The organism is Streptomyces sp. NPDC104831, assembly GCF_055583025.1.
The window spans coordinates 10,119-31,447 of record NZ_JBVJOT010000045.1 but is presented as its reverse complement, the minus strand read 5'-3'; the positions used below and the strand labels follow the sequence as shown (position 1 = coordinate 31,447).

The following is a 21,329-nucleotide window of genomic DNA, read 5'->3' as shown; positions in this document are numbered from 1 at the left end:
TGGGTCCGGAGACGGGGGGCAGCCCCGCCCCCCCCCCCCCCCCCCCCCCCCCCCCCCCCCCCCCCCGGCCCCAGTGTTGTCCGGTCCTGCCCGCCCGCTATTCGACTCCGCGTAGCGCGGCAGACGGGCGCTGGCGCAGGGCGATGCGTGTGGTGGACACGCCGGTGGCAAGGGCGAGGATGCCCGCGCCGCCCAGGATGAGGACGAGCGTGGCACCTTCGAGGCGCGGGCGCGACGAGCCGGTCAGAGTCTGGCTGAACACCGACAGCACGGCCCCCGCAACCAGCGATCCGACCAGGAGCGCGGCCAGCACGATCGCCGCATTTTCCAGACACATCATGCGGGCGACCTGTTTGCGGGTGGCGCCCACCAAACGCAGCAGCGCGAACTCGCCGGAGCGTTCCATCGTGGTCATCACCAAGGTGTTCACAACCGAAATCGAGGTGAAGACCGTCACCACCACGAGGAGCAGATAGGTGGCGGCCATGGAGGCGTCCTGGCTGCGCAGGGCCTCGGCACGGTAGGCGGCGCGGTCGAGTACCTGCCAGGATGGCTCGGCTCGGTGGAGAGCCGACAGGCTGCCGGCCATCTGCTGCTCCCGTCCCGGCTTGGCTCGTACGTACACAACGTCCAGGAGCTGCGGGCCGTCCGAGTGCCGGGGTGCGAGACGCTCGGGAAGGACAGCTTCACCGAAGCCGCGGGAGCGGCGATACACGGCGACGACTCGGACCTGTTCCACCCGGTCGTCCTCCAGGAAGAGACGTATCTCGTCGCCTGCTTGGACGTGTGCGCGCCGGGCCAGGTCCTTGCTCAAGGCGACATCCCTCGGCCCCAGTCGGCCGATCCGCCCTCGCAGGACACCCAGATCGAGCACTTGGTCCAGGGGGCCGTCAGAGACAACCTGTGCGATGCCGCCGGGACCCAGCTGCGCGGACTCAGGACCGTTGACGACCATGACATAGGTCCCCGTGGTGGCGACCGCGGTGCCGACGCCTGCCGCTCCACGGATCGTCGCCCCGGCCGAGGCCGGAAGTCCGTCGCCGACGCTGCGCACGATCCGGTCGGCCAGCACACGCTGCCGGTCCTGGTGTGATTGCTCGTGCCACTTCATCTGCGGTACGAACAGGGCCACAGCGGCAAACGCGACCGTAAGGGCCAGAGGGGTGGCGGCGGCGCCGAGCCGCCGGTAAGCCGTGGTGAGATTGGCCTTCGCCAGCAGCCCAACCACCGGAAACAGGGCCTGGCAGAGCAGGCCGAGCACCGTGCCGGCCAGCTTGCCGGTCCAGGGGGCGAGCAGCCCGACTGCGATCATCAACACCATGACCATGGCCACGGCCGTGTTCGCAGCGTCGGTGCCTCCCGAACTCCTGATCGCCGCGAGTCCCCAGACGCCCCCGCCGAGCACCGTAAGCCCGAGGCAGGTGCGGACCACGCCCACCCGGCGGCGGGGCACCGATGCCTCGCCCAGTGCCTGTACAGCGCGTACGCGAGAAGCCCGTCGGCCGCTGCTCCACACTGCGGCCTCGGCGGTCACCCAGCAGATCACCGCGGCGATCAAGACGCTCATGGGGCCGAAGTCAAGAGGGAACGCACCGGGAATCAATCCCTTGCTCACCAGCCAGGCGCGCAGCCCCGCGGCGAGCAGCACGCCGAGTGCGCAACCAGGGACGGCAGCAACAGCAGTCACCACGAGTGCTTCGTAGGCAACCAAGCGACGAACCTGACCGGGGGTGGCGGCTACGGCCCGCAGCAGGGCGATCTCTCTCGTCCGCTGCTGAACGGACAGGGCGAAGGAGCCCGAGATCGCGAAGACCATGACGAACAGGCAGATGAAGCCGAAGGGCACGACGAAGGACACCACGTCTGCACCGCCCTGCTCCGGTGCTGCCCGGTGGCCGGCGTCGAGCAGCACCGCGCAAGCTGTGATCAACGTCTGCGCGCACAGCATGGCCACAAAGGATCCGGCGAACGAGACCTTGCGGGCAACGATGGACCACCACGCGAGGAGGAACAGCATGGGTCAGGCCCCCAGTCTCGCAATGTGCTCGGCGATGGTGCCGGCGGATGCCCCATGCAGGACCTCGGTGACCTTGCCGTCTGCCAGGATCAAGACGGTGTCCGCGTACGAGGCAGCCACGGGGTCGTGAGTGACCATCAGGACCGTTTGGCCGATGTCCTTCACAAGACCGCGGAGCAATTCCAGGACCTTCCGGGCCGAAGTGGTGTCCAGAGCACCAGTGGGCTCGTCGGCGAAGACCACCTCGGGGCGGGTGATGAGCGCACGGGCGATGGCCACCCGCTGCTGTTGGCCGCCTGAGAGTTCGGCAGGCCGGTGCCCGCGCCGCTCGGTGAGCCCTGTGTAGCCGAGTAGCCGTTCCAGCCAGGTCCGGTCGAGCCGGGTACGCCGGCCCGCTAGTCGCACCGGAAGCGTGATGTTCTGCTCGGCCGTCAACGCAGGCAGTAGGTTGAATCCCTGAAAGACGAAGCCGATCCGTTCGCGCCGCAGTACGGTCAACTCCCTCTCGCCCAGTGGCCCCAAGTCCCTCCCACCGATCTCGATGGTTCCGTGGTCGGGCCGGTCCAGGCCGGAAGCGCAGTGCAGGAAGGTGCTCTTGCCGGAGCCGGAGGGGCCCATCACAGCAGTGAACGTCCCGTACGACAATTGTGCAGTGACCCCGTCGAGTGCCGTCACGGCTGACCTGCCGCGGCCATGCACTTTGCGCACACCGTTGAGGCGCACCGCCCACGGGCGCTCTGCGGACGGCGTTTCGGCCCCGCTGCCCGGCTGCCAGTGGGGTGCGGCCCGCCCTAAGTGATGGCCGGGTCCGGCGCCTGCATGCTCGCTCACGTGCGCTCTCTCTCGTTTCAGTACGTACTGCCCGGTGGCCGGTGGCCACCCTCACAAAACTCCACTCGTCATAACACGGCCGCCATCACATGGTCACACCGAGCGGGGACACACGGTGCTCCACCGGTCGGTTCACGTCACGGCTCGTGCCAGAGCTCGGACGAACCGGGGCACGTCGACCGTGCCCCAGCCGCTGGCCGTGTCGAAACCCGGGCTCGCGGTGAACCCGAGGACCTCTGCGTAGGTGTTGGAGCCCTCGGTGACGTCGACGATCCCGGTGTCGGGACCAGTCGCGCCCAGCCGGTAGAGGACCGGGTTGATATCGCCCAGGGGTCCGTGGTGCAGTTGTGCCGCAAGGGCTAGCACACCGGCAAAGAGCGGAGCCGACTGTGAGGTGCCGGCTGCCCCCTGCATCACGATGTCCGGAACCGAACGGCCGGGCATCGCATCGCCTGTTGTAGCCGGGCGCTGCCATGGCGGACGCGCGAACAGCGACGAGTGTCCGGCCCCCGACTTGGGCCACAGCGTGTCGGGATAGGTGCGATGCCCCTGCGGGTCGACGTGCAACAGCGCCCCGCCGACCGCCGTCACGCGGGGGTCGGACGCAGGCCAGGCGACTACACGCCGGGGGTAGTGCCGATCAGGATGGTCGCGCAGCGGGCCGCTGGCCCCCAGGTCCCCCGAGGAGGCAACCAGGGTCGTACCCGCCGCGCGGGCACGACCGAATGCGGCACCATAGGCGAGCACGGACTTTGGATCGGTGAAGTTCTGCTCGACAGAACCGAAGCTCATGGACACCACATCCGCTAGGCGGTGCCGCGTCAAGTGGTCCAGGACGCGCATCATCTCGGGCATGCCGCTCTCCCCCTGCGTCTCATCCACGGGTGAGGCGGCGACCAAGATGCGGGCCTGCGGAGCCAGCGAGTGGACCATAGCGACATCCAGCCGGGTCTCGGAGACCCATGCCTGACAGTTCTCCGTCTCGACCCCTGGGGAGGTACAGGAGGGCGGCTTCCCCAGCGGCTCCACTCGCCGGATGTCGGGCGTCGGAAGCCCGTACTGCGCGTCGTAGTCCGCCATGAACCGCTCCAAGTCCGGGTCGCCGTACGACACAAGTACCGCGACCGTGACGCCGCGGCCCGTGATCCCGTGCCGCCACAGCTCGTCCACGCGGTAAGGCACGGCGACCGAAGGCTCACGCACGCCAGGAACGTCAGCAGCCCACACGCTGTCGGCGGTTTCCGCCGAGGCGGAACCGACACCGGAAAGGAGCAGGCCCAGCACGGCGAACAAGCTGCCGATGCACCGCCTTCTTACCCCACCGCGCGCAGTTCCGGACCGGAAATCCATACCCTGTCTCCTTTCACCCGATGCGTGCCGTCACTAAAGGATCGACCCACCAGGCGGCGAGGGCATGATTCAACGGCACAACCGTGGGTTATCCATAGGAACCGGCACACCGGCCACAACCCTGGTGGGACCGCAGCTGACGCAGGTCAGTGGCCAAGTCTGGACATGGCCTGGTCCGGATAGCGGCCACCGGCCACCGCGCCGTCCGGCACCGCGTTGCGCAGCAACTCGCACTGCTCCTTCGTCAGCGTCACCTCGACGGCCGCCGCGTTCTCCTCCAAATAGCGCCTCTTCTTCGTACCCGGAATGGGTACGATGTCGTCGCCTTGGGCCAGCAACCAAGCGAGTGCCGCCTGCGCGGGCGTGCAGCCGATCTCGTCGGCGGCCCGCTGCACGGCTTCCACCAGGGTGAGGTTGTGCCGCAGGTTCTCCTCGGCGAACCTGGGCCAGCGCCTGCGGTTGTCTCCGCTGTCCAGCTCATCCACCGATGAGATGGTCCCGGTCAGCATGGCTCGCCCAAGTGGCGAGTACGCCACCACGGATACGCCGAGCTGCCGGCACGTATCCAACATCTCGCCCTCCACCACGTCCCTGGTGAAGAGCGAGTACTCCAGCTGGATCGCGCTGATGGGATGGATGGCGTGGGCCCGGCGCAGAGTGTCGGCGCCCACCTCGCTCAGGGCGATATACCGGATGTCACCTGCCTGCACCAGCTCGGCCATCGCGCCGACCGTCTCCTCGATGGGTGTCGCAGGATCACGCCGGTGCACACAGTAGAGATCGATGTGGTCGACTCCTAGGCGGCGCAGCGAAGCATGGCAAGCCGTCCGTACATACCTTGCCGACGTGTCGATACCATCCACGCGCCCCGTCTCCGGGTCGTGTCGCAGCCCGAACTTGGTGGCCAGCACCACTCGACTCCGCTCAGAAGACCGGCGGCGCAGCCAGGCACCCAGGAACTCCTCATTGGCTCCGCGCCCGTAGGCGTCCGCAGTGTCGAGGAAGTCCACTCCGAGGTCCAGGGCACGGTCCAAAGTGCGCTCCGACTCGGCGATATCCGGGACCCCGTAGGCGACGGACATGCCCATGCAGCCGAGCCCCACGGATGACACTCGTGGTCCGTGGGTACCGAGCGTGCGGTATTTCACGAGTAACTCCTCCTTGACGACGACAAATTCGAGAAGGCCCGGGCCACCCTCAGCAACCAATCCACTTCCGCACCGTAATCGCTGCTCTTGCGCTCGTACGAATCCATAGCAGGCCGCCTCTCCCCAGCCGTCAGCTCAGGGCTGGCATGCATGGCCTGCAGGGCCTCGCGTACCACGGTGGCCTGCACCGCCGCTTGGAGTGCCTCCCCCGATAAGCCCGTCCGCCGGGCGTTCCACCGGGCGCGCGCGATGATCTCCGGATCCATGTAGGGCCGCAGAGCCAGGAGCCCGTCCTGAATTTCGATGACCTCGCGGTAGAGGCGGTAACTGATGTTCCCGGGCATCATGCGGGCGAGCCGGGTGGAGTGCTGCGGCTTCAGAACGACATGTGGATGTGCCTCAGTCAGGGCACGCCACAGCGTATACAGCCGCTGGTAGTTGATGAAGTTGCGGACCTTGCGGTGCCACTCCGAGGCGGCCGGCCCCCAGGAGGGCATGGTCAGGCCCGCCGAGAGGAAAGATATACCGATGCCGTTGGCCAGTGGTGTGATCACCTCCCAGCGCAGTGGATCAAGACCGAACTGCACGGCGAACACCGCAGATGCGCGATGGACGCAGTAGACGAGGTATGCCGCCGCACCGATTCCGGTGGTGTACAGACCCCGTCGCAACCACTGACGCCCCGCTACGCGACCGAAGCGCCGGCACAACCGGATGGTTTCGACCATTCCGGAACCGAAGGCAGTCACGTACACCAGCAGGTAGACGGCGACCGGCGGCCGGTGCGCCTGCTCGAGCAGATAGTGGGTGGCCCGCCCTTTACTCGTCGAGCCGGCGACGAACCACATCGTCAGCATGACGGCGGCGCACAGTGCGCTGCTCGCCAGACGCCAAGAGGCCCTGCGGCGGGCCTCGTCGGGTGGGTACACCCAGTAGGCGATCGCAATGAGGATGGCCGCGCTCGAAGCCACCCCTCCGCAAAGATGGATGCCGAGCGCACCCAGATTAGGGATCCCTGTGCGGGCATCCACAGCCGCCGAAACACAGGGGGTCGACAACGCGAAGGACGCCGCCTTGCAGGAGAACGCGATGAGCAGGGCCACAAGCGCCGGGTCGTTACGTTGAGTACGCATGTCGCGCACCTTGTAGAGCAGAACCAGCGCGCATACCGCGGCGCAGACGGGAAAGACCACGCCTTTCACATCGTTCACTCCGTCGGCCTTAGCGACTGGTCGATGCGCGCGATGGTGGCGGCGTCACCGGTAGGCACCACCCATTTGATCTCCGTTGGAGGTCGGGAGACCCGCTCGAGTATCAACGATGCGACAATTTCAGCCGCCTGTTCGTCCTCGGTGGGGTAGGTGGTCCGGCCCAATACCTCGATGATGCGCTGGACATCGAGGTGAGGGAAGAGCAGCGTCATGGTCTCCGGTTCGGGACTCAGTGAGTCGGAGTGGGCGCACAGCATGTGCGCCAGCTCATGCGCGATGATGTGGTCTTGGTGGAACGGGGTGGTGTCTGCCTCGACGACGATGATGTCGATGTCATCCGTCGCCAGCCATATCCCGCACGGCTCACCCGCTCCAAGCGCTGCGGGCATCACGTGGATGGGGCGGTTGCGCTGGTGACTCAGCCGGTCGATAAGCGTGGAAATTCCGCTTCCAACGGGCAACTCCAAGCGGTCGAGAAGCTCTTCGGACATACGGTGCAGCCGCTTGAAGGTCCTGCGGTAGGCCCACCATCGAGGTACCCAGGATAAAACGAACACCGTTACAGCCGCCGAGTGCTCTCACCCTCAGGGAAGTGTCTACTACCTTCTCCGCGCCTGGACAAATCCTGGATCCGTGCCTGCGGCATGCACCCTCCAACCTCGTGAGTCATCGGCTCACACACAAAAGCTTGAGCTTGGGGATCATAACCACAGTTGTCGGCTTCACTTGAGACCATGGCCTGAAGTGACCGTCAGTTGCAGGCCCGGCTACCCGGGAGTGGCCGTCCTGGGCAGCCCCTCCAGGTCGCGGGCGTGCTCAATGATCTCCTTGATGCTCTGGAGACTCTTGGCGGAAAGTCCGGCCGCCCGCAGCGCCACGTGCTGCACACCGGCGCTTCGCAGCGCGACCATCAACTCCAGTTCCCGGTCGACAGCCTGGGTCGTGTGATCGTCGAAGAAGTAGGCCGGTGGCACGCCGAAAAACCGCGCGAGCGCCTCGATGTGCTTCAGGGTGGGATTGTCGCGCTGCCCCTTACGGAGCAGCCATATGTAGCTGCCGGAGATAGACACGCCATCCAAGGAGATGGCGCGTGCAACCTCCTCCGCACTATAAGGACCACGTCCCGCCGGTACGACTGTCTCAAAAAGGTGGTTCAACTTGGCGGCCAGTGAACGTTCACCAACGCCCTGTACGTCAGGCACATCACACCTCCATCCCTGCTTCAATGTAGCGGTACACCCGTGTACACGTCGACGCGCTGTCTCATTTACGTGAGTTGACGGCCACGGACGGGGCGGCCTAGCGTCCTGCTGGATGCATCAACTGTTGTTGCTGCACTTCAGATTTGATCAATCAACGGTCGACGGGCGCGAAGGGGAAGCCGCCCCTCGCACGGGCCCTCGACCGCGTACGTGCCTGACTTTTCCCAGTTGGGGGGGACCGCGTGACCATCGCGCAAAGAGGAGCAAGCCGGGAGAACCGCATGAAGTATGAGGCAAGATCCTCATGGTTCGCTTCGGAACGGCTGCCGCACCATGGCGGCCTGGCCGGCACCGAACTGAATACCATCGACGTGATCATCCTCGCTCATGGGGCCCTGACACGGAGTGGCATCGCGGCCATGCTGTCCTCGCGACCAGGCATCCGCGTACTTGGGGATGCGGAGGACGTCGATTCCGTACCGAACAGCGAACGGCTGCGTCCCGATGTGGTGGTGCTCTACCTCTCCGACGGCAGCAGAACCGCGTTCGACAAGCTCAGTAGAGCACGTGATGCCTTCCGTGCCAGCGCGGTGCTACTGGTCATGAGAGTGCTCTCGGCTGGAAGCACCCAGCGTGCTCTGGAAGCGGACGTGGCAGGAGTGATCTCCGACGACGCCTCTGTCGACGAACTGGTCGAGGCGATCCGGCACCTGAGCTGCGGGCAGCGCATCGTCGGCACCGACGTGGCTGTCATGGGCACCGCCCGGACCCCGAACCCGCTGACACCGCGGGAGTCGGAGATCCTCGGTCTCGCGGCCGAGGGCGAGAATCCCGAGGAGACCGCCGGCCACCTCCACCTGTCCGTCGGGACCGTACGCAACCACCTGTTGTCCGCCGTTCAGAAGACCGGTGCCAGAAACCGCCTCGACGCGGTCCGGATCGCCCGCGCCAGAGGTTGGCTCTGACACGCCGCCCCCAGCCTCCCGCCAGCGCGCTCAACTCATCGCTGGTATGCCGACTGCGGGAGGCGCTGCCCGGGAGGGATCTGCTGGAGTCGGCGGCGGGTTACGGCCTCGCGGTGCCGAAGAGACGGGTGGACGCCGCTCGCTTCGCAGAGCCGGCGGCGGGGGAACCGGGAGCTCGCCGCGTGGGCTCCCGAGAAGGCGGCTGCCCTGCTCAGCGAGGCGTTTACGCTGGCGGCCGCTCGCGACGTACGGCAGGCCCCGTTCACCAGCCCGACCCGAGACCGGATGGACGAATTGCGGCTGCGGCGTTGAAGGATCACTGCGACGCACGGTCGCGGCTCGGCCACCACGCCCCGTCCCTGGCCGATCTGGAGACCACGTCGGCACACCATCCGTTACGGGAGCGGTTGGCCGCGCTGGGCATGCGAGCCCTCCAGGCGGCGGGCCGCCAGTCCGAGGCGCTGGCCGTGTTCGAGTACGTACGCGGCAGGCTCGCCGACGAGGTGGGGGCGCCTCCTCTGTGGTGCTGCGCGATACCCACCTGGCCGTGCTGCGCGACGGAAGGCTCGTCCCCGCCCCGGAAGCGCCGGGAGTCAGGAGGGGGCGGTGGCGGGGATTACGTGCATCGCCGCCTCCTCCGCCGACACCCCGGCTCCGTCCAGCCCGGCGTCGGAGGCGAACAGGTCGGATTCGGTGTTCTGCCGAGTGCCCTGGTCCAGGGCGGCCAGCCGTCCGGCGCGTTCGTCACCGACCTCGTCGTCGATTGGTTCGCCGTCCCCGTCCCACAGGTCGCCGATGCCGTCGCCCTCCGGGACTCCGATGTCGGGCACCTCCTCCGCGAGGCGCTCGTCCAGGCTCTCCCCTCGCCACCGCTCCACCGCCGTGACCCCTGTGTGCTCCACGCCCCACGGTCTCTCCGGGGGCCAGTACCCTTCGTCCAAGGCCTCGTCGCCACCCCTGTAATCCAGGGTGTCCGACGCGTCCAACAGGCCGGCGTCGTCCCGCATCTCGGTCCCGTCCGGCTGGTAGACCGCGTCACCCATCGTCTCTGCGCTCATGTGTGCTCCCTCGTCGTCCGGGCCGGGATCGGCAGGGCGTTCCCCGGCCGCCGTGGCGGCGGTCGCCGCCTCCACTGTCGTGTGCCGTCGTGCGGATCAGGCGCCGTCGCCCGGTCCGAGAGGGCTGACCCGGGGCACTGACGCCTTGCCCGTGTCGGAGACCTCGCCGCCGCTTCAGCGGACCGGGACCGGGGTCGTCTCGTCGGGCGGCGTGACGAGGACGGCCGCCGGTGTCACGGTGGTGACACCGGTGATCGCCGGACGGGTGTATGTCATCGCCGACCAGGCGTCGGCTCCGGGGGCCAGCGTCACGGTCCGTGTCTCCTCGCCGGTGGCCCGTTCGGGATGCGGGGTGACCGCCTCGCCCGCGCCGTCGACGAACGCCAGGCCGGGGAAGCCGCGCACCGTGCAGGTGCGGTGGGAGACGTTGGTCAGGACGACGGCGAAGTTCGCCTGCCCGGCGCCGGGGTGGTCGGCCCCGACGGACACCTTCAGTTCGGCGGTGTGGCAGCGGCGTGTCGCAGCCGGTACGGCGGACCCCGGCGACGCGGTGGCGGTGCCGGGTGACGGCGTCGGCGTGGGGTCCGGGCCGGCGGGGTCGTCGGCGGAAGGTGCCGGAACACCGGCGGTCCTTGCCGGCGCCGGGGTGACGGGTCCGCTCGGACCGTGCCGCGCGTGCCCCGGCCCGTGCGGCCGGCGAGTACGGCGCAGCAAAGGAGCACGCCGGGCAGGAGAATGCGGTGCGTCATGTCTCTTCCCGGGGTCATCGGCGCCTCAGCAGGTACTTGTGCCGGCCGGACAGCACGAGTTCGCCGCGCTGGTTGTGGATGGTGGCGGACGTGGTCACCACTCCGTTGTCGTCCCGGGGCTCCAGGCCGGTGATGGTGAGGGCCGGGTAGAAGGGTGTCCCCGGAGTGCACTTCGGCCAGGAAGACACAGGAGAGTTCGAGGAAGCCGAGGAACACCTCGCCGATGAAGTGCGGGAACAGGGTGGCGCCGGGGCGGTGAAGGCGAGGACCTGCAGGCCGTGCACCACCGGCGCCGAGTGTCCGTGTCTGCGTGCCCACTCGGCGTCGTAGTGGACGGGGTGGTTATCCGCGGAGACGGTCTGGAAGGCGGCGGCGTGGGCGTCCGTCAGGGTGCGGCTGGGTGCCCGGAAGACCTCGCCGACGCGCAGGTCCTCGAACGTCCTGGCCGGCACGACGTGGAAGGCGTCGGGATCGAACGCCGCCTGTGTCGCCGGGGCGGCGGGGCGCTGTGTCATCGAGTGGTCCTCTCCTGGGGGTGGGGCGCCGCCGCTCGGGCGGGCGGCACAGGCCGGCCTGCCGGCCGGTGAGCGCGGAGTCGTCGGCGTCGGCCAGGCCGGTCGCCCGGGTCCCGGCGGCGCCGGTCTTCCCGTGCCGGGTGACCGGGATGCGGAGCACGGTGCCCTGGGCCGAGGCGGACACCCGAACCGCGCCGCGGTGGGCCTTGACGCCGTTGGCCCCGAGGGATCCGGCGGCGGCCGGTTCGGGTCCGCCGGCCCGGCGGGGGGTGTCCCCGGTGTCGGGCAGCGGAGTGCGGGCGGTCCCGCGGCCGGTCGGTCACGGCCGCGGGTTCCGGGCGGTACGTCGTCGGGGGCGAGTGGCCGGCCCCGGTCAGCGACCGGAGCGGGCGGCGCTCAGGATGAGGTCGGTGACGGGGCCGGGGTCGCTCACGGACACCGCGTGCGGGGCGCGGACGGCTACGGTGCGGGCGTGGGCGCGCCGGGCCATCCACCGCTCGGCCGCCGGCGGGATGTTGCGGTCCTCGGTCGCCACGAGGTACCAGCTGGGGATCCGCTTCCACGCGGCGGCGGTGGCGGGCTCCTGGAGCGCGGCGAGGGTGATCGGCCGCTGTCCCACGGCCATGACCTGGGCGGTCCGGACGGGGACGCCGGCCGCGAACTGCCGGCGGAACAGGTCCTTCCTGATGACCAGTTCCTCGCCCTGTCCGCCGCCGGGCAGCGGGTAGTGCTGGGTGACGGTGGCCTGTCCCAGGGTGCTTCCGGGGAACCTGTCGGTGAGCTGGAGCGCGCTCTCCCCGACCTCGGGCACGAAGGCGGCGACGTAGACGAGGGCCTTGACGTGCGGGGCGTCGGCCGCGGCCTGGCTGATGACCGCTCCGCCGTAGGAGTGCCCCACCAGCACGACCGGCCCGGTGACGCTGTCGAGGACACTGCGGATGTAGGCGGCGTCGCTCGCCAGTCCGCGCAGGGGCAGGGCCGGCGCCAGCACGCGGTGGCCGTGCCGCTGGAGGCGTCCGACCACGCCGCTCCAGCTGGAGGCGTCGGCGAAGGCGCCGTGGATCAGGACCACGGTGGGTGTGTCCGGACGTGGGTGCGCTCTGCCCCTGTCGTGGGCGGCCGCCGGGGCGGAGTGCGCGGCGCCCACGGTGCCCAGCGCGGCGGCGCCGGCCAGGAGGGAGGCGGTCACGGTGCGGCGGGATATCGGTGCGTTCATGGGTGGCTCTCTGTGGAAGGGGCGGGCTCGGCAGCCGGTGTGTCAGGCGGAGGTGGCCCGGACGGCTTCCTCGATCAGGTCGGCGACGCGCTCGGGGTGGGAGAGCATCACCAGGTGGGAGGAGTCGACCTCGACGGTGGTCATGCCGGCCCGCTGGTAGCCGTAGCGCTCCACGTCCGGGTTGATGGTGTGGTCGGAAGAGGCGACCAGGCCCCAGGAGGGCTTGGTCTTCCAGGCGGCGGCCGGTGCCGCGTCGGCGAACGCCTGGGCCGCGAGGGGACGTTGCGAGACGGCGAGGACCTCGGCGAGGCGGACGTCGACGTCGGCGGCGAAGACGGCCGGGAACTTGTCCGGCCGGACCGACACGTCGGTGCCGCTCCCGGTCGAGCCCTCGATGGGGAAGGGCGTGTAGACGAGGGCGGCGGCAAGGTCGGAGTCCGGGAACCGGCCCTGGAGTTCGCCGAGGCTCTCGCCCTTCTCCAGGGCGTAACCGGCCAGGTAGACCAGCGCCTGGACGTTGTCCTCGGTGCCGGCGACCGTGATGACGGCACCGCCGTAGGAGTGCCCCATCAGGACGACGGGACCGGGGATCTGACGGACGATCGAGGCGACGTACGCGGCGTCACCGATCAGGCTGCGGTTGGGAACGGCCGGGGCGACCACGTCCAGGCCGCGGGCGAGGAGCCGGGGGATCACCTGGGCGTAGCTGGAGGCGTCGGCGAACGCGCCGTGGACGAGGACGACGGTCGGCTGGGGGGAACGGGACATGGGAGTGCCCTTTCGGGGATTGTGGGCGGGGTGTGCGGGGCGGCCTGCCGGCCCGGGGCGGATCGCGGTGGGCGGGATGCCGCCGGTATGCGAGTGACCTTAGAGCCGACGTGCGAGGTGTGTTTGTCCGTCAGTGCCCTGCTCGTGGTCTGTGCGTGCCCGGGCGGCACGGTCAGCCGGCCCGGCCGGCGACGGGTGCCTGGAAACCGCGCACCGGGTGGACGGGCGGGCCCCGACCCGCGCTCACCCGGTGCTGCCCGACTCCGTCGAGCGCGGGGGTGTGGTGTGTGCCCCGTGCCGGGCCCGGCATGACGATGTCCCTTCGGACCGGCAGGGGGAGCCCGGCCCGCACGATCCCGCGCAGGCGGCGAGTCCGCCGGTCGGCCTGGCTTCGGTGCCGGCGGCGAAGGCCGCGGCCTCCGCGTGCCGGACCTGGGTCCGCCCCAGGACCCGTGCCGTCCGACCACGTCGCCGACGGGGCTCAGGCTGTCGCCGAGCACCCCGTGCGTGCGCCGCACGCCGGCGCGGGCGAGGAGAGCGGCGTACCGCTCGGCGGCGGGCTGTCCGGCCATGGTGCTCCCCGGGTGCTCGCTCACGGGGGCCGTGGCCGGGCCGGGGAGACGCCGGGCCGGCCGGTTGTTCCTCCGTGCACCACTCGCGGTTCCCGGTCGCACCGCCTGCCGTCCCGGGCCCCCTGAGGAGCGTGCACGGGAAAGCGCCGGGCGGCCCGCGCTCGCGGACCGCCCGGCGCGCCCGGCCGTGCTCGGGTCAGTCCTGGTCGCCGGAGCCGTCCGCGGGCGCGAGGAGTACGGCCGTACGGCTGCTGTGGACGACGGCGTCGCTGACGCGGGGATGGATGAACGCCTCGAGCGCCCCGCGGTGGTGGGGGCTGAGGATCAGCAGGTCGGCGTGCCGCTCCTCGGCGACGGCGGAGATGGTGGTGGCTATCTGGGTCGTCAGACCGTTCGCGAGGACGCCCTCGGCCGCGACGCCCGCGTCACGCAGCGAGGTGACGGCCTCGTCGAGGATGGCCTTGCCCTGCTCGTCGTCCTCCAGGGAGACGACGGTGGCGAGGGTCGCCGTGGAGGCGGCGATGTGCAGGACACCGACCTCGGCGCCGGTCAGCCGGGCCATCTCACCGGCCAGGCGTACGACGGAATGACGGGCGGGGCTGGAGTCGACGGCTACGAGAATGCGCTGGAACATGGCTCATGTCCTTCGTGAGTGTGGGGAGGCGTCCGTCGGGCGCGGGTGCCTCAGGTGCGTGATCAAGCATTTCCCCGAACACCCGGTGGTGCCGGTGTGTTCCGTGCCGCGTGCCGCTTGCCCGGGGTCACCACGGGGCCGGCGGTGGCGTGGAAGGCATGGGTCACCTCCGGTGCGGTGCCCGCCGCGAGCAGGGCGCGGGCCTGCTCCTCGTAACGGCGGTCGTCGGCGGTGAGCCGGCTGTGGTGCTGGGCCAGGTGCTCCGCCCAGGAGGCCACCACGTAGTTCTCGACGAACCGCTCGGGATCGCCGCCGTCCTGGAAGAGCCCCCAGGTCAGGGCTCCGGTGCGCTGCCGGGAACGGGCCACGTGCCGCATGCGGCCGGTGAAGGCCGCCCAGTTGCCCGGAGCGATCCGGTACGTGACGGAGACGAGTACCGGGCCGTCGGCCGGGCCGGGTGCGAACACCAGGGGCGGCACGGGCCAGTGGTCGGAGGGGCTCGGGTCGAGCCCGTCCGCGGTGTGCAGCGGCCACCGGCGCACACTCAGGGCGCAGACCACGAGCAGCCCGGCGCCGGTCAGAAGGGAGGCGGTCAGTCCCAGTCCGTCGGCCAGCGCCCCCCACACGGGTGCGGTGAGCGCCTGTCCGCCTTGGAACACCACGAGGTAGACGGCGAGTCCGCGCCCCCTCACCCAGCCGGGCAGCCGTTGCTGCACGGCGGTGTTGAGGGTGGACAGCACACCGATCCAGGCCAGTCCCGCGGGCAGCAGTGCGGCCGCCGCGAGCCAGGGGGTGCGGGTGGTGGCCAGTACCACCAGCGTCCCGGCGAAGACGGCCGCCCCCGCGGCAAGGGTGCCGTTGGCGCCCAGCGCGCGCCGGATCGCGGGCAGCGCGAAGGCGCCGCCCACCGCACCGGCACCCACGACGCCGAGCAGCAGCCCGTACCCGTCCGACCCGAGTCCCAGGGAACGGCTCGCGACGAGGGGAAGCAGCGACCACAGGGCGGCGCCGCCCGGGACGAACACGGCGGTGCGCAGCAGGACCCGGCGGACCCCCGGGGCGTGCCGGACGTAGCGGCGGCCGGCCTGCACGGCCGCGAGAAGCCCTTCGCTCGGTGCGGCGGGCCGTGGTGGGACCGGCCGGTGCCACAGCAGCAGCACGGCCGCGATGCCCAGGTACGACAGGGCGTTGAAGGCGAAGACCCAGCCCGCGCCCGCCGCGGCGACCACCGCGCCGCCGAGGGCCGGGCCCACGGCGCGGGCCAGGTTCATGTTCACGGCGCCCAGCGCCGCCGCCTGCCCCAGCTGCTCGCGCTCCACCAGTTCCGGCTGCACCGCCTGCCATGCCGGGCCCATCAGGGCCGTGCCGCAGCCCAGCAGGAAGGTGAGGCACAGCAGGAGGCCCGGGGCGAGCGCGCCCCGGAACGCGAGCACGGTGAGCGCGGTGGAGACGGCCAGCATGGCGAACTGGGCGGCCAGCAGCACCTTGCGGCGGTCGTAGCGGTCGGCCAGCACCCCGGAGGGCAGGGCGAGCAGGACGACCGGGAGGCTGGAGGCCGTCTGCACGAGTGTCACCAGGGCGGCACCGTGCCCGACCAGGAGCCACTGGGCGCCGACCGTCTGCATCCAGGTGCCGGTGTTGGACACCAGCTGCGCGATCCACAGCGCGCGGAAGACGCGCGCCGCGAGCGGCGCCCAGGCCGGGTGCTGCGCCGGGTTCACGACTGCGGCCTCGTCCAGTCGGCGTCGGAGGCCCAGTGGCGGCGGACGGTGATCAGGGTCGCCGTGAGCAGCGCCAGCGCCAGGGCCAGGACGGGGAGGAGTTCGGCGTGCCGCAGGAGCAGTGCGCCCGCGAGGGCGCCGAGGAACATGGCCAGGACGGAGAGGATCCGCCGGCCGGGCCGGGGGGTGGCCCCGCCGGCCGGGGCGGAGTCCGCCGCCAGTCCGGTCAGGGTCAGGGTCAGGACGGTCGTGGTCAGGTCCGGGACGCCGAGGCGCCGGGCGACCGCGTTCTGGAGCCCCATGGCGATGCCCAGCAGCACGATGAGGGTGTACTTCACCGGGCCGGTCACCTCCCCGTCCGCGACCGCGACGGTGAGCACCGTGCCGGCGACCAGGAGCGCCTGGACGGCGGTGGCCGCGGTCAGCATCCGGCCGCGGTGCGCGGCGTAGCGGGTGCCGAAGCGGCCTCCGGCCAGGGCCCCGGTGAGGAACGACGTCATGGAGACGACGGACGCGGGCGCGGACAGGCCCGGCGCGCCGGCCAGGGCGAAGCCGAGGAAGACGACGTTGCCCGTCATGTTGGCGACGAAGACGTGTCCGAGGGCCAGGTAGGTGACGGCGTCGACGAGGCCGGTCACCACGGTCAGTCCCAGCATCAGCGGCGCCAGGGGGCCGTGCCGGTCGCCCCGCGGTGGGACGAGGGTGCGGGCGGCGTCAGTCAGCAGTCCGCGCATGCCGCGTCCCCCCGTCCGTGGTGTGGCCGGCGGGGCCGCGGTGCAGCGCGGAGCGGGTGAGCAGTCCGCTGGCCGGACCGATGACGATCGCCGCGAGGGAGATCCACAGCGGCCGGGGGACCGGTCCGAGGAGGTGGTCGAGGGACCAGTGGCCGGGGCCGGTCAGGGCCAGCGCCGCGGCGGCGGTGACGAGGACCAGCGGGTACTCGTAGCCGTCGTTCTGCACCCAGAGCCCCTTGTGCCACTTGACGGTGCCGGCCACCGTCATCACTCCCATGGCGGCCATCGCCGCCAGCGGGGTGAGGAGGCCGGCCGCCAGGAACAGGCCGGCGCCGATCTGGCTGCCGCCCGCGGCGAGCGCGGTGAGTCTCCCGCCGCGGAAGCCGTCACGGCGGAATTCCTCGGTCCCTCCGGCCAGCCCGTTGCCGCCCAGCCGGAAACTGACCTTCTGCACTCCGTGCCCGGCGATGAGGAGTCCCACCACCAGCCGGAGCACCAACAGTCCGCTGTCCATCGCGTCGTCTGCCTGTTCCTGACGTCCGTCGTCAACCGTGGGTGGTGGGTCAGCCGGCGGCGTGCTCGCCGATGACCGTCTGCGCGTAGACGACCCCGAGGCCGTAGGTGCCGCCGTGCTCCTTCACGACGTCCATGACCGGCAGGTACGTGTCCGTGCGCGCCCAGTCCCGCTGGAGCTCCAGCAGCACCTGCACCCAGGTCACCGGGACCACGCCGGCCTGGACCATCCGCTGCACGGCGTGCTCGTGGGCCTGCGGGCTGACGCCGCCGGAGGCGTCGGTGACCACGTACACCTCGTAGTCCTGGGCGAGCGCGGACAGGGCGGGCAGCACGATGCAGACCTCGGTCCACAGGCCGGCGAGGACCAGCTTCTTGCGGCCGGTGGCCTTGACCGCCTCGACGAAGGCGGTGTCCTCCCAGGCGTTCATCGAGGTGCGGTCGATGATCTCCCGGCCGGGGAAGACGGCGGCGAGCTGCGGCAGGAGCGGGCCGGAGAAGGACTCGGCGGCCACGGTGCTCAGGACCACCGGCACGTCGAAGACCTTGGCGGCCTTCGCCAGGCCGACGGTCGCGTTGATGATCGCGGTGCGGTCGCCGCTGCCGGTGCCGAAGAACATCTGCGGCTGGTGGTCGATGAACAGCACCGCGCAGTTGTCGGGGGTGAGCAGGTCCGGGCTGGGAGCAGCGGTGACCTGGGCGATGTCGACCATGAGGGTGCCTTTCGGTGCTGGGCCGGTACGGTCCGGACGGTCGTCCGGGCGGTGTGCCTGGTGAGGAAGGAGCCGGGGGCCGGTGCGGCTCCCCGTGTCCGGGCGGGATGCGGGAAGCCGGGTGCGAGCCCCTGGCGCGGCTGCTTCGCCGTCACGTTAGGTCCGGCGGCCGCGGCCCGGTTTCTGGTGAGCGCACCGGCGTTTGCCCGAGAGCGCACGGCCTCGCGGGCGGGCCGGGCGACGACGGCACGGGGACGGCCTTCGCGTCTCGCGGGTGATCGGGTCCGCGGGCTTTGCCGGCGCCGCCCCCGGGGTACCCGGAGCCGTGCCGGGCCGGGATGTGGTGCCGTTCCGGCGGCGGAGCGAGGGAGCGGACATGACCGGCGAGGGGTCGCGCGGACGGCGGGCGAGGCGTCTGCGGGAGACGGCCGCCGACGTCTTCGGCTGGGAGGAGCTGCGTCCCGAGCAGCTCACGGCCATGGAGTGGGTACTGGAGGGCCGGGACGCGCTCGTGGTCATGCCGACCGGGTCCGGCAAGTCCGCCGTGTACCAGGTGCCGGGCCTGCTGCTGTCCGGCCCGGTGGTCGTCGTGTCACCGCTGCTGGCGCTCCAGCGGGACCAGATCGCGGGACTGCCCGGCGGTGAGCACGAGCCGGGTGCCGTCGCCGTGAACTCCGACCTGAGCGCGGCCGGGACGAACGCCGCCTGGGACGCCGTACGGCGCGGCGCGGTGCGCTTCGTCTACCTGTCCCCCGAGCAGCTGGCCAAGGACGAGGTGGTCGACCGGCTGGCCGAGGCGGAACCCGGCCTGTTCGTCGTGGACGAGGCCCAGTGCGTGTCGTCCTGGGGCCACGACTTCCGGCCCGACTACCTGCGCCTGGCCCAGGCGGTACGGCGCCTGGGGCGGCCCCCCGTGCTCGCGCTCACCGCGACCGCCGCTCCCCCGGTCCGGCAGGACATCGTCGACCGGCTCGGCATGGACGGCGCCCGGCAGCTCGTCACCGGGTTCGACCGCCCCGAGATCAGGCTCGAGGCGCACCGTCACCTGGAGGAGGACGAACGACGGCGTGTCGTCGTGGAGCAGGCCGCCGCGGGGCCGAAGCCCGGCATCGTCTACGCGGCGACCCGGAAGGACACCGAGTACTACGCGGCGGAGCTGACCGCTCTCGGGCTCACCGCGCGGGCGTACCACGCCGGTCTGCGCGCCGCCGAACGCCGGCAGGTCCACGAGGACTTCCTGACGGGCGGCACGGACGTGGTGGTGGCGACCTCGGCCTTCGGGATGGGGATCGACAAGGAGGACGTACGGTATGTGCTCCATGCGTCGCTGCCCGGTTCCCTGGACGCCTACTACCAGGAGATCGGGCGGTGCGGCCGGGACGGGCGCCCCGCGCTCGCCGTGCTGCACTACCGCGCGCAGGACACGGGGATGCGGGCCTACTTCAGCAGCCGCCCGCCGGGCAGGGACACCGTGGCGGCCGTGGTGGAAGCCGTCCACGGCCACGGTGACGATCCGGCGGGGCTGAAGGAGCTGCGCCGGGAGACGGGCCTGTCGCGGGCCCGGGTCACCACGGCCGTGAACCTGCTGGAGGAGGCCGACGCCGTGGTGACGGACGGCTCGGGTGCCGTCCGGCCGGTCGCGGGCACCGCCCCGGCGACGGCGGTGCGGCGGGCCGAGGACAACGCCGAGGCCCACAGGCGCATGGACCGGTCCAGGGTCGAGATGGCCCGCGCGTACGCGGAGACGACCGGGTGCCGGCGGCGTTTCCTGCTGGGCTACTTCGGCGAGGAGTACCCGGCGCCGTGCGGCAACTGCGACACCTGCGACGAGCGGGAGGCCGCGGAGGACGACGGGCCGGCCGCCGGAGGGCGGCCGGCGCACCCTGAGGCGGGCGCCTATCCGGTCGGAGCCGCCGTGCGTCACGACCGGTGGGGCCGGGGCACGGTGCTGAGCGAGGACGGGGACCGGATCACCGCCCTCTTCGACGACGTCGGCTACCGCACGCTCTCCCTCGACGCCCTGGCCGCCCGGGACGACCTGCTCACGGTGACGGACGAGCCGGCCGAGGGCGGTGGCTGAGGCTCCGGTCACCGCAGCGGCCGGGACGTCCGCGCGCCGGCGCCGTCCGCCGCTCAGAGGTCGCCGAACAGCCGTTCCTCGGCGCGCAGCGTGTGGGCCGCGACGCGCTCGCCCAGGAGGATCCCCGCCTCGTCGGCCGAGCGGGTGTGGATGCCGGAGTACACACGGGCGTCCACGTTGTCCTTCGAGAGCCGGCTCCAGGCGGTGTAGGTGCGCACGACACCGGGGGCGGTGGGACTGGTCAGCTCGAAGGGCGCCGTGCGCGGCCCGGTGAGCGCGGTCAGGACGGTTTGTGCCGCGCCGGCGTAGGTGCCGTGGCCGCTGGGGTAGTCGGGGTGTGCCGGTGTGGTGTGCAGCGGGGTCCAGCCGGGGTCGGGGTCGATGGCGCCCGTGCGGATCGCGGTGACCGGACGCCAGCGCAGATAGGCGTACTTGCTGTCGGAGGTGGCGATCTGCGTGTCCACCAGGGCGACGTGGAACAGCGCCACCAGCCGGGCCTGCCCGGCGGCCGACCGCGGCGACCGGGCCAGCGCGACGCGCAGGGGCTCGGTGTACAGCGTCAGCGAGGAACCGAACCAGAAGGTGGCGGTCTCCGTCTGCCGCGGGGTGCGGACGGTGCTGTTCGCGGCTCCGTACGCGCGGACCTCGGCGAGATCGTTCCGGTAGCGCTCGGAGGTGAGGGCGGGCGGGGCGGGCAGCCGGTACTGGTCGGCGCGCGCGAGCAGGAAGGGCCGGGCGAGCCGGTTGCCGTACTGCGTGGCCGGGGCGTGGGCGGGCGGTGTCGGCTGCCATACGCCGGGCGCCGCGTCGGGCACCGGGAACGGTGCGTCGACCGAGGCCGGGTCGAGGCCGTCCCCCTCCCGGGAGGCGAGCACGAGTCTGGCCTGGCGGGCCCCGGCCTCGACGCCCCGGGTCTCGGCGGCACCGTCCGGGATGCGGTCCAGTGTCGTCGCGAGCGCGGCGTCGAGCTGCCGGGCGCGGGCGGGGATCAGGGCGGTCAGGGAGTCGTGGACGGCGGAGGCGAGGGCCGCGTCCTGGAAGTCGGCCCGGTCGACGCCGTGCGGCACGGTGCGGGTGGCGCGGGCCGCCGCGAGCCAGCCGATGGCCCAGGTGCGGCTGTTGGTGACCTGGGTGGGGGCGCCGGCGGCGGCGATGGACGCGGCCGTGGTGTCGTACCAGTCGAGTGCCACCGACGGGCGCGGCCCCTGGTCCCGTGCCGTGGCGGACGTGACGGTCGCGGGGGGGGGGGGGGGGGGGGGGGTCGGGGGGGGGGGGGGGGGGGGGGGGGGGGGGGGGGGGGGGGGGGGTGTTGGGGGGGGCATGGGAGGGTCC

At 71.4% G+C, this 21,329-nt stretch carries 20 protein-coding genes and 2 pseudogenes; 3 read left to right on the top strand and 19 right to left on the bottom strand.

Going from position 1 to position 21,329, the window contains the following annotated elements; genetic code table 11:
- Positions 1-97: 97 nt before the first annotated feature.
- The 7 genes from ACZ63H_RS27525 to ACZ63H_RS27495 all read right to left on the bottom strand — a co-directional run bounded on the left by ACZ63H_RS27525 (position 98) and on the right by ACZ63H_RS27495 (position 7,759).
- Positions 98-2,017, bottom strand: a complete 1,920-nt coding sequence (locus ACZ63H_RS27525) for an FtsX-like permease family protein (protein WP_469869475.1) — start codon at positions 2,015-2,017, stop codon at positions 98-100.
- A 3-nt stretch (positions 2,018-2,020) separates the two neighbouring features.
- Complete coding sequence (locus ACZ63H_RS27520) at positions 2,021-2,692, bottom strand: ABC transporter ATP-binding protein (protein ID WP_469869473.1); 672 nt, start codon at positions 2,690-2,692, stop codon at positions 2,021-2,023.
- Between the two features lie 288 nt (positions 2,693-2,980).
- A complete protein-coding gene (locus ACZ63H_RS27515) occupies positions 2,981-4,132 on the bottom strand; it encodes a S53 family peptidase (RefSeq protein WP_469869541.1) in 1,152 nt (383 codons plus the stop codon).
- A 212-nt stretch (positions 4,133-4,344) separates the two neighbouring features.
- Positions 4,345-5,346: an aldo/keto reductase gene (locus ACZ63H_RS27510; RefSeq protein WP_469869471.1), complete on the bottom strand. Its 1,002-nt coding sequence runs from the start codon at positions 5,344-5,346 to the stop codon at positions 4,345-4,347.
- A complete protein-coding gene (locus ACZ63H_RS27505; protein ID WP_469869469.1) occupies positions 5,343-6,557 on the bottom strand; it encodes an MAB_1171c family putative transporter in 1,215 nt (404 codons plus the stop codon). Before ACZ63H_RS27505 ends, ACZ63H_RS27510 begins: the two co-directional genes overlap by 4 nt.
- A complete protein-coding gene (locus ACZ63H_RS27500; RefSeq protein ID WP_469869467.1) occupies positions 6,554-7,048 on the bottom strand; it encodes a ParH-like protein in 495 nt (164 codons plus the stop codon). The genes ACZ63H_RS27505 and ACZ63H_RS27500 overlap by 4 nt, the downstream gene beginning before the upstream one ends.
- 276 nt (positions 7,049-7,324) lie before the next feature.
- Complete coding sequence (locus tag ACZ63H_RS27495) at positions 7,325-7,759, bottom strand: helix-turn-helix domain-containing protein (RefSeq protein WP_469869465.1); 435 nt, start codon at positions 7,757-7,759, stop codon at positions 7,325-7,327.
- 242 nt (positions 7,760-8,001) lie between these two features.
- Between ACZ63H_RS27495 and ACZ63H_RS27490 the strand changes: the two genes are divergently transcribed.
- Together ACZ63H_RS27490 and ACZ63H_RS27485 are read left to right on the top strand one after the other, a co-directional pair.
- Positions 8,002-8,724: a response regulator transcription factor gene (locus ACZ63H_RS27490; protein ID WP_469869463.1), complete on the top strand. Its 723-nt coding sequence runs from the start codon at positions 8,002-8,004 to the stop codon at positions 8,722-8,724.
- Between the two features lie 113 nt (positions 8,725-8,837).
- Positions 8,838-9,230, top strand: a pseudogene (locus ACZ63H_RS27485) (AfsR/SARP family transcriptional regulator); the annotation flags it as partial.
- 87 nt (positions 9,231-9,317) lie between these two features.
- On the opposite strand, the gene ACZ63H_RS27480 reads toward ACZ63H_RS27485, so the two are convergent.
- From ACZ63H_RS27480 to ACZ63H_RS27430, 11 genes and pseudogenes are all read right to left on the bottom strand, one after another.
- Positions 9,318-9,782 carry a DUF5709 domain-containing protein gene (locus tag ACZ63H_RS27480; RefSeq protein WP_469869461.1) on the bottom strand — a complete coding sequence of 155 codons (465 nt, stop codon included), beginning with the start codon at positions 9,780-9,782 and terminating at the stop codon, positions 9,318-9,320.
- Between the two features lie 174 nt (positions 9,783-9,956).
- A complete protein-coding gene (locus tag ACZ63H_RS27475) occupies positions 9,957-10,271 on the bottom strand; it encodes a DUF4232 domain-containing protein (RefSeq protein ID WP_469869459.1) in 315 nt (104 codons plus the stop codon).
- A 274-nt stretch (positions 10,272-10,545) separates the two neighbouring features.
- Positions 10,546-11,046: a MaoC family dehydratase gene (locus tag ACZ63H_RS27470; protein WP_469869457.1), complete on the bottom strand. Its 501-nt coding sequence runs from the start codon at positions 11,044-11,046 to the stop codon at positions 10,546-10,548.
- A 373-nt stretch (positions 11,047-11,419) separates the two neighbouring features.
- The gene (locus tag ACZ63H_RS27465; RefSeq protein WP_469869455.1) at positions 11,420-12,262 is read right to left on the bottom strand and encodes an alpha/beta fold hydrolase; all 843 of its coding nucleotides are present in this window, start codon (positions 12,260-12,262) and stop codon (positions 11,420-11,422) included.
- Positions 12,263-12,304: 42 nt separating this feature from the next.
- Positions 12,305-13,030, bottom strand: coding sequence for an alpha/beta fold hydrolase (locus ACZ63H_RS27460; protein WP_469869453.1), 726 nt, complete (start codon positions 13,028-13,030; stop codon positions 12,305-12,307).
- A 336-nt stretch (positions 13,031-13,366) separates the two neighbouring features.
- A pseudogene (locus ACZ63H_RS27455) lies at positions 13,367-13,602 on the bottom strand (thiamine pyrophosphate-binding protein); the annotation flags it as partial.
- A 196-nt stretch (positions 13,603-13,798) separates the two neighbouring features.
- Positions 13,799-14,236: a universal stress protein gene (locus ACZ63H_RS27450; protein WP_469869451.1), complete on the bottom strand. Its 438-nt coding sequence runs from the start codon at positions 14,234-14,236 to the stop codon at positions 13,799-13,801.
- A gap of 62 nt (positions 14,237-14,298) precedes the next feature.
- Positions 14,299-15,957 (bottom strand): MFS transporter, encoded by a 1,659-nt coding sequence (locus ACZ63H_RS27445; RefSeq protein ID WP_469869449.1) that lies wholly within the window; start codon positions 15,955-15,957, stop codon positions 14,299-14,301.
- Positions 15,954-16,691: a YoaK family protein gene (locus tag ACZ63H_RS27440; RefSeq protein ID WP_469869447.1), complete on the bottom strand. Its 738-nt coding sequence runs from the start codon at positions 16,689-16,691 to the stop codon at positions 15,954-15,956. Before ACZ63H_RS27440 ends, ACZ63H_RS27445 begins: the two co-directional genes overlap by 4 nt.
- A complete protein-coding gene (locus ACZ63H_RS27435; protein ID WP_469869445.1) occupies positions 16,672-17,205 on the bottom strand; it encodes a DoxX family protein in 534 nt (177 codons plus the stop codon). Before ACZ63H_RS27435 ends, ACZ63H_RS27440 begins: the two co-directional genes overlap by 20 nt.
- A 49-nt stretch (positions 17,206-17,254) precedes the next feature.
- Positions 17,255-17,917, bottom strand: coding sequence for a hydrolase (locus ACZ63H_RS27430; RefSeq protein WP_469869443.1), 663 nt, complete (start codon positions 17,915-17,917; stop codon positions 17,255-17,257).
- A gap of 376 nt (positions 17,918-18,293) precedes the next feature.
- Here ACZ63H_RS27430 and ACZ63H_RS27425 point away from each other — a divergent pair, with 376 nt between their 5' ends.
- On the top strand, positions 18,294-19,997 hold the full coding sequence (locus tag ACZ63H_RS27425) for a RecQ family ATP-dependent DNA helicase (RefSeq protein WP_469869441.1): 1,704 nt from the start codon (positions 18,294-18,296) through the stop codon (positions 19,995-19,997).
- A gap of 53 nt (positions 19,998-20,050) precedes the next feature.
- On the opposite strand, the gene ACZ63H_RS27420 is transcribed toward ACZ63H_RS27425, so the two are convergent.
- Positions 20,051-21,187, bottom strand: a complete 1,137-nt coding sequence (locus ACZ63H_RS27420) for a vanadium-dependent haloperoxidase (protein ID WP_469869439.1) — start codon at positions 21,185-21,187, stop codon at positions 20,051-20,053.
- Positions 21,188-21,329 lie beyond the last annotated feature (142 nt).

Coding starts and splice junctions, on each gene's coding strand:
- ACZ63H_RS27525 (WP_469869475.1), bottom strand. CDS start 2,017: ATGCTGTTCCTCCTCGCGTGGTGGTCCATCGTTGCCCGCAAGGTCTCG.
- ACZ63H_RS27500 (WP_469869467.1), bottom strand. CDS start 7,048: ATGTCCGAAGAGCTTCTCGACCGCTTGGAGTTGCCCGTTGGAAGCGGA.
- ACZ63H_RS27480 (WP_469869461.1), bottom strand. CDS start 9,782: ATGAGCGCAGAGACGATGGGTGACGCGGTCTACCAGCCGGACGGGACC.
- ACZ63H_RS27470 (WP_469869457.1), bottom strand. CDS start 11,046: ATGACACAGCGCCCCGCCGCCCCGGCGACACAGGCGGCGTTCGATCCC.
- ACZ63H_RS27465 (WP_469869455.1), bottom strand. CDS start 12,262: ATGAACGCACCGATATCCCGCCGCACCGTGACCGCCTCCCTCCTGGCC.
- ACZ63H_RS27460 (WP_469869453.1), bottom strand. CDS start 13,030: ATGTCCCGTTCCCCCCAGCCGACCGTCGTCCTCGTCCACGGCGCGTTC.
- ACZ63H_RS27450 (WP_469869451.1), bottom strand. CDS start 14,236: ATGTTCCAGCGCATTCTCGTAGCCGTCGACTCCAGCCCCGCCCGTCAT.
- ACZ63H_RS27440 (WP_469869447.1), bottom strand. CDS start 16,691: ATGCGCGGACTGCTGACTGACGCCGCCCGCACCCTCGTCCCACCGCGG.
- ACZ63H_RS27435 (WP_469869445.1), bottom strand. CDS start 17,205: ATGGACAGCGGACTGTTGGTGCTCCGGCTGGTGGTGGGACTCCTCATC.
- ACZ63H_RS27430 (WP_469869443.1), bottom strand. CDS start 17,917: ATGGTCGACATCGCCCAGGTCACCGCTGCTCCCAGCCCGGACCTGCTC.
- ACZ63H_RS27425 (WP_469869441.1), top strand. CDS start 18,294: ATGACCGGCGAGGGGTCGCGCGGACGGCGGGCGAGGCGTCTGCGGGAG.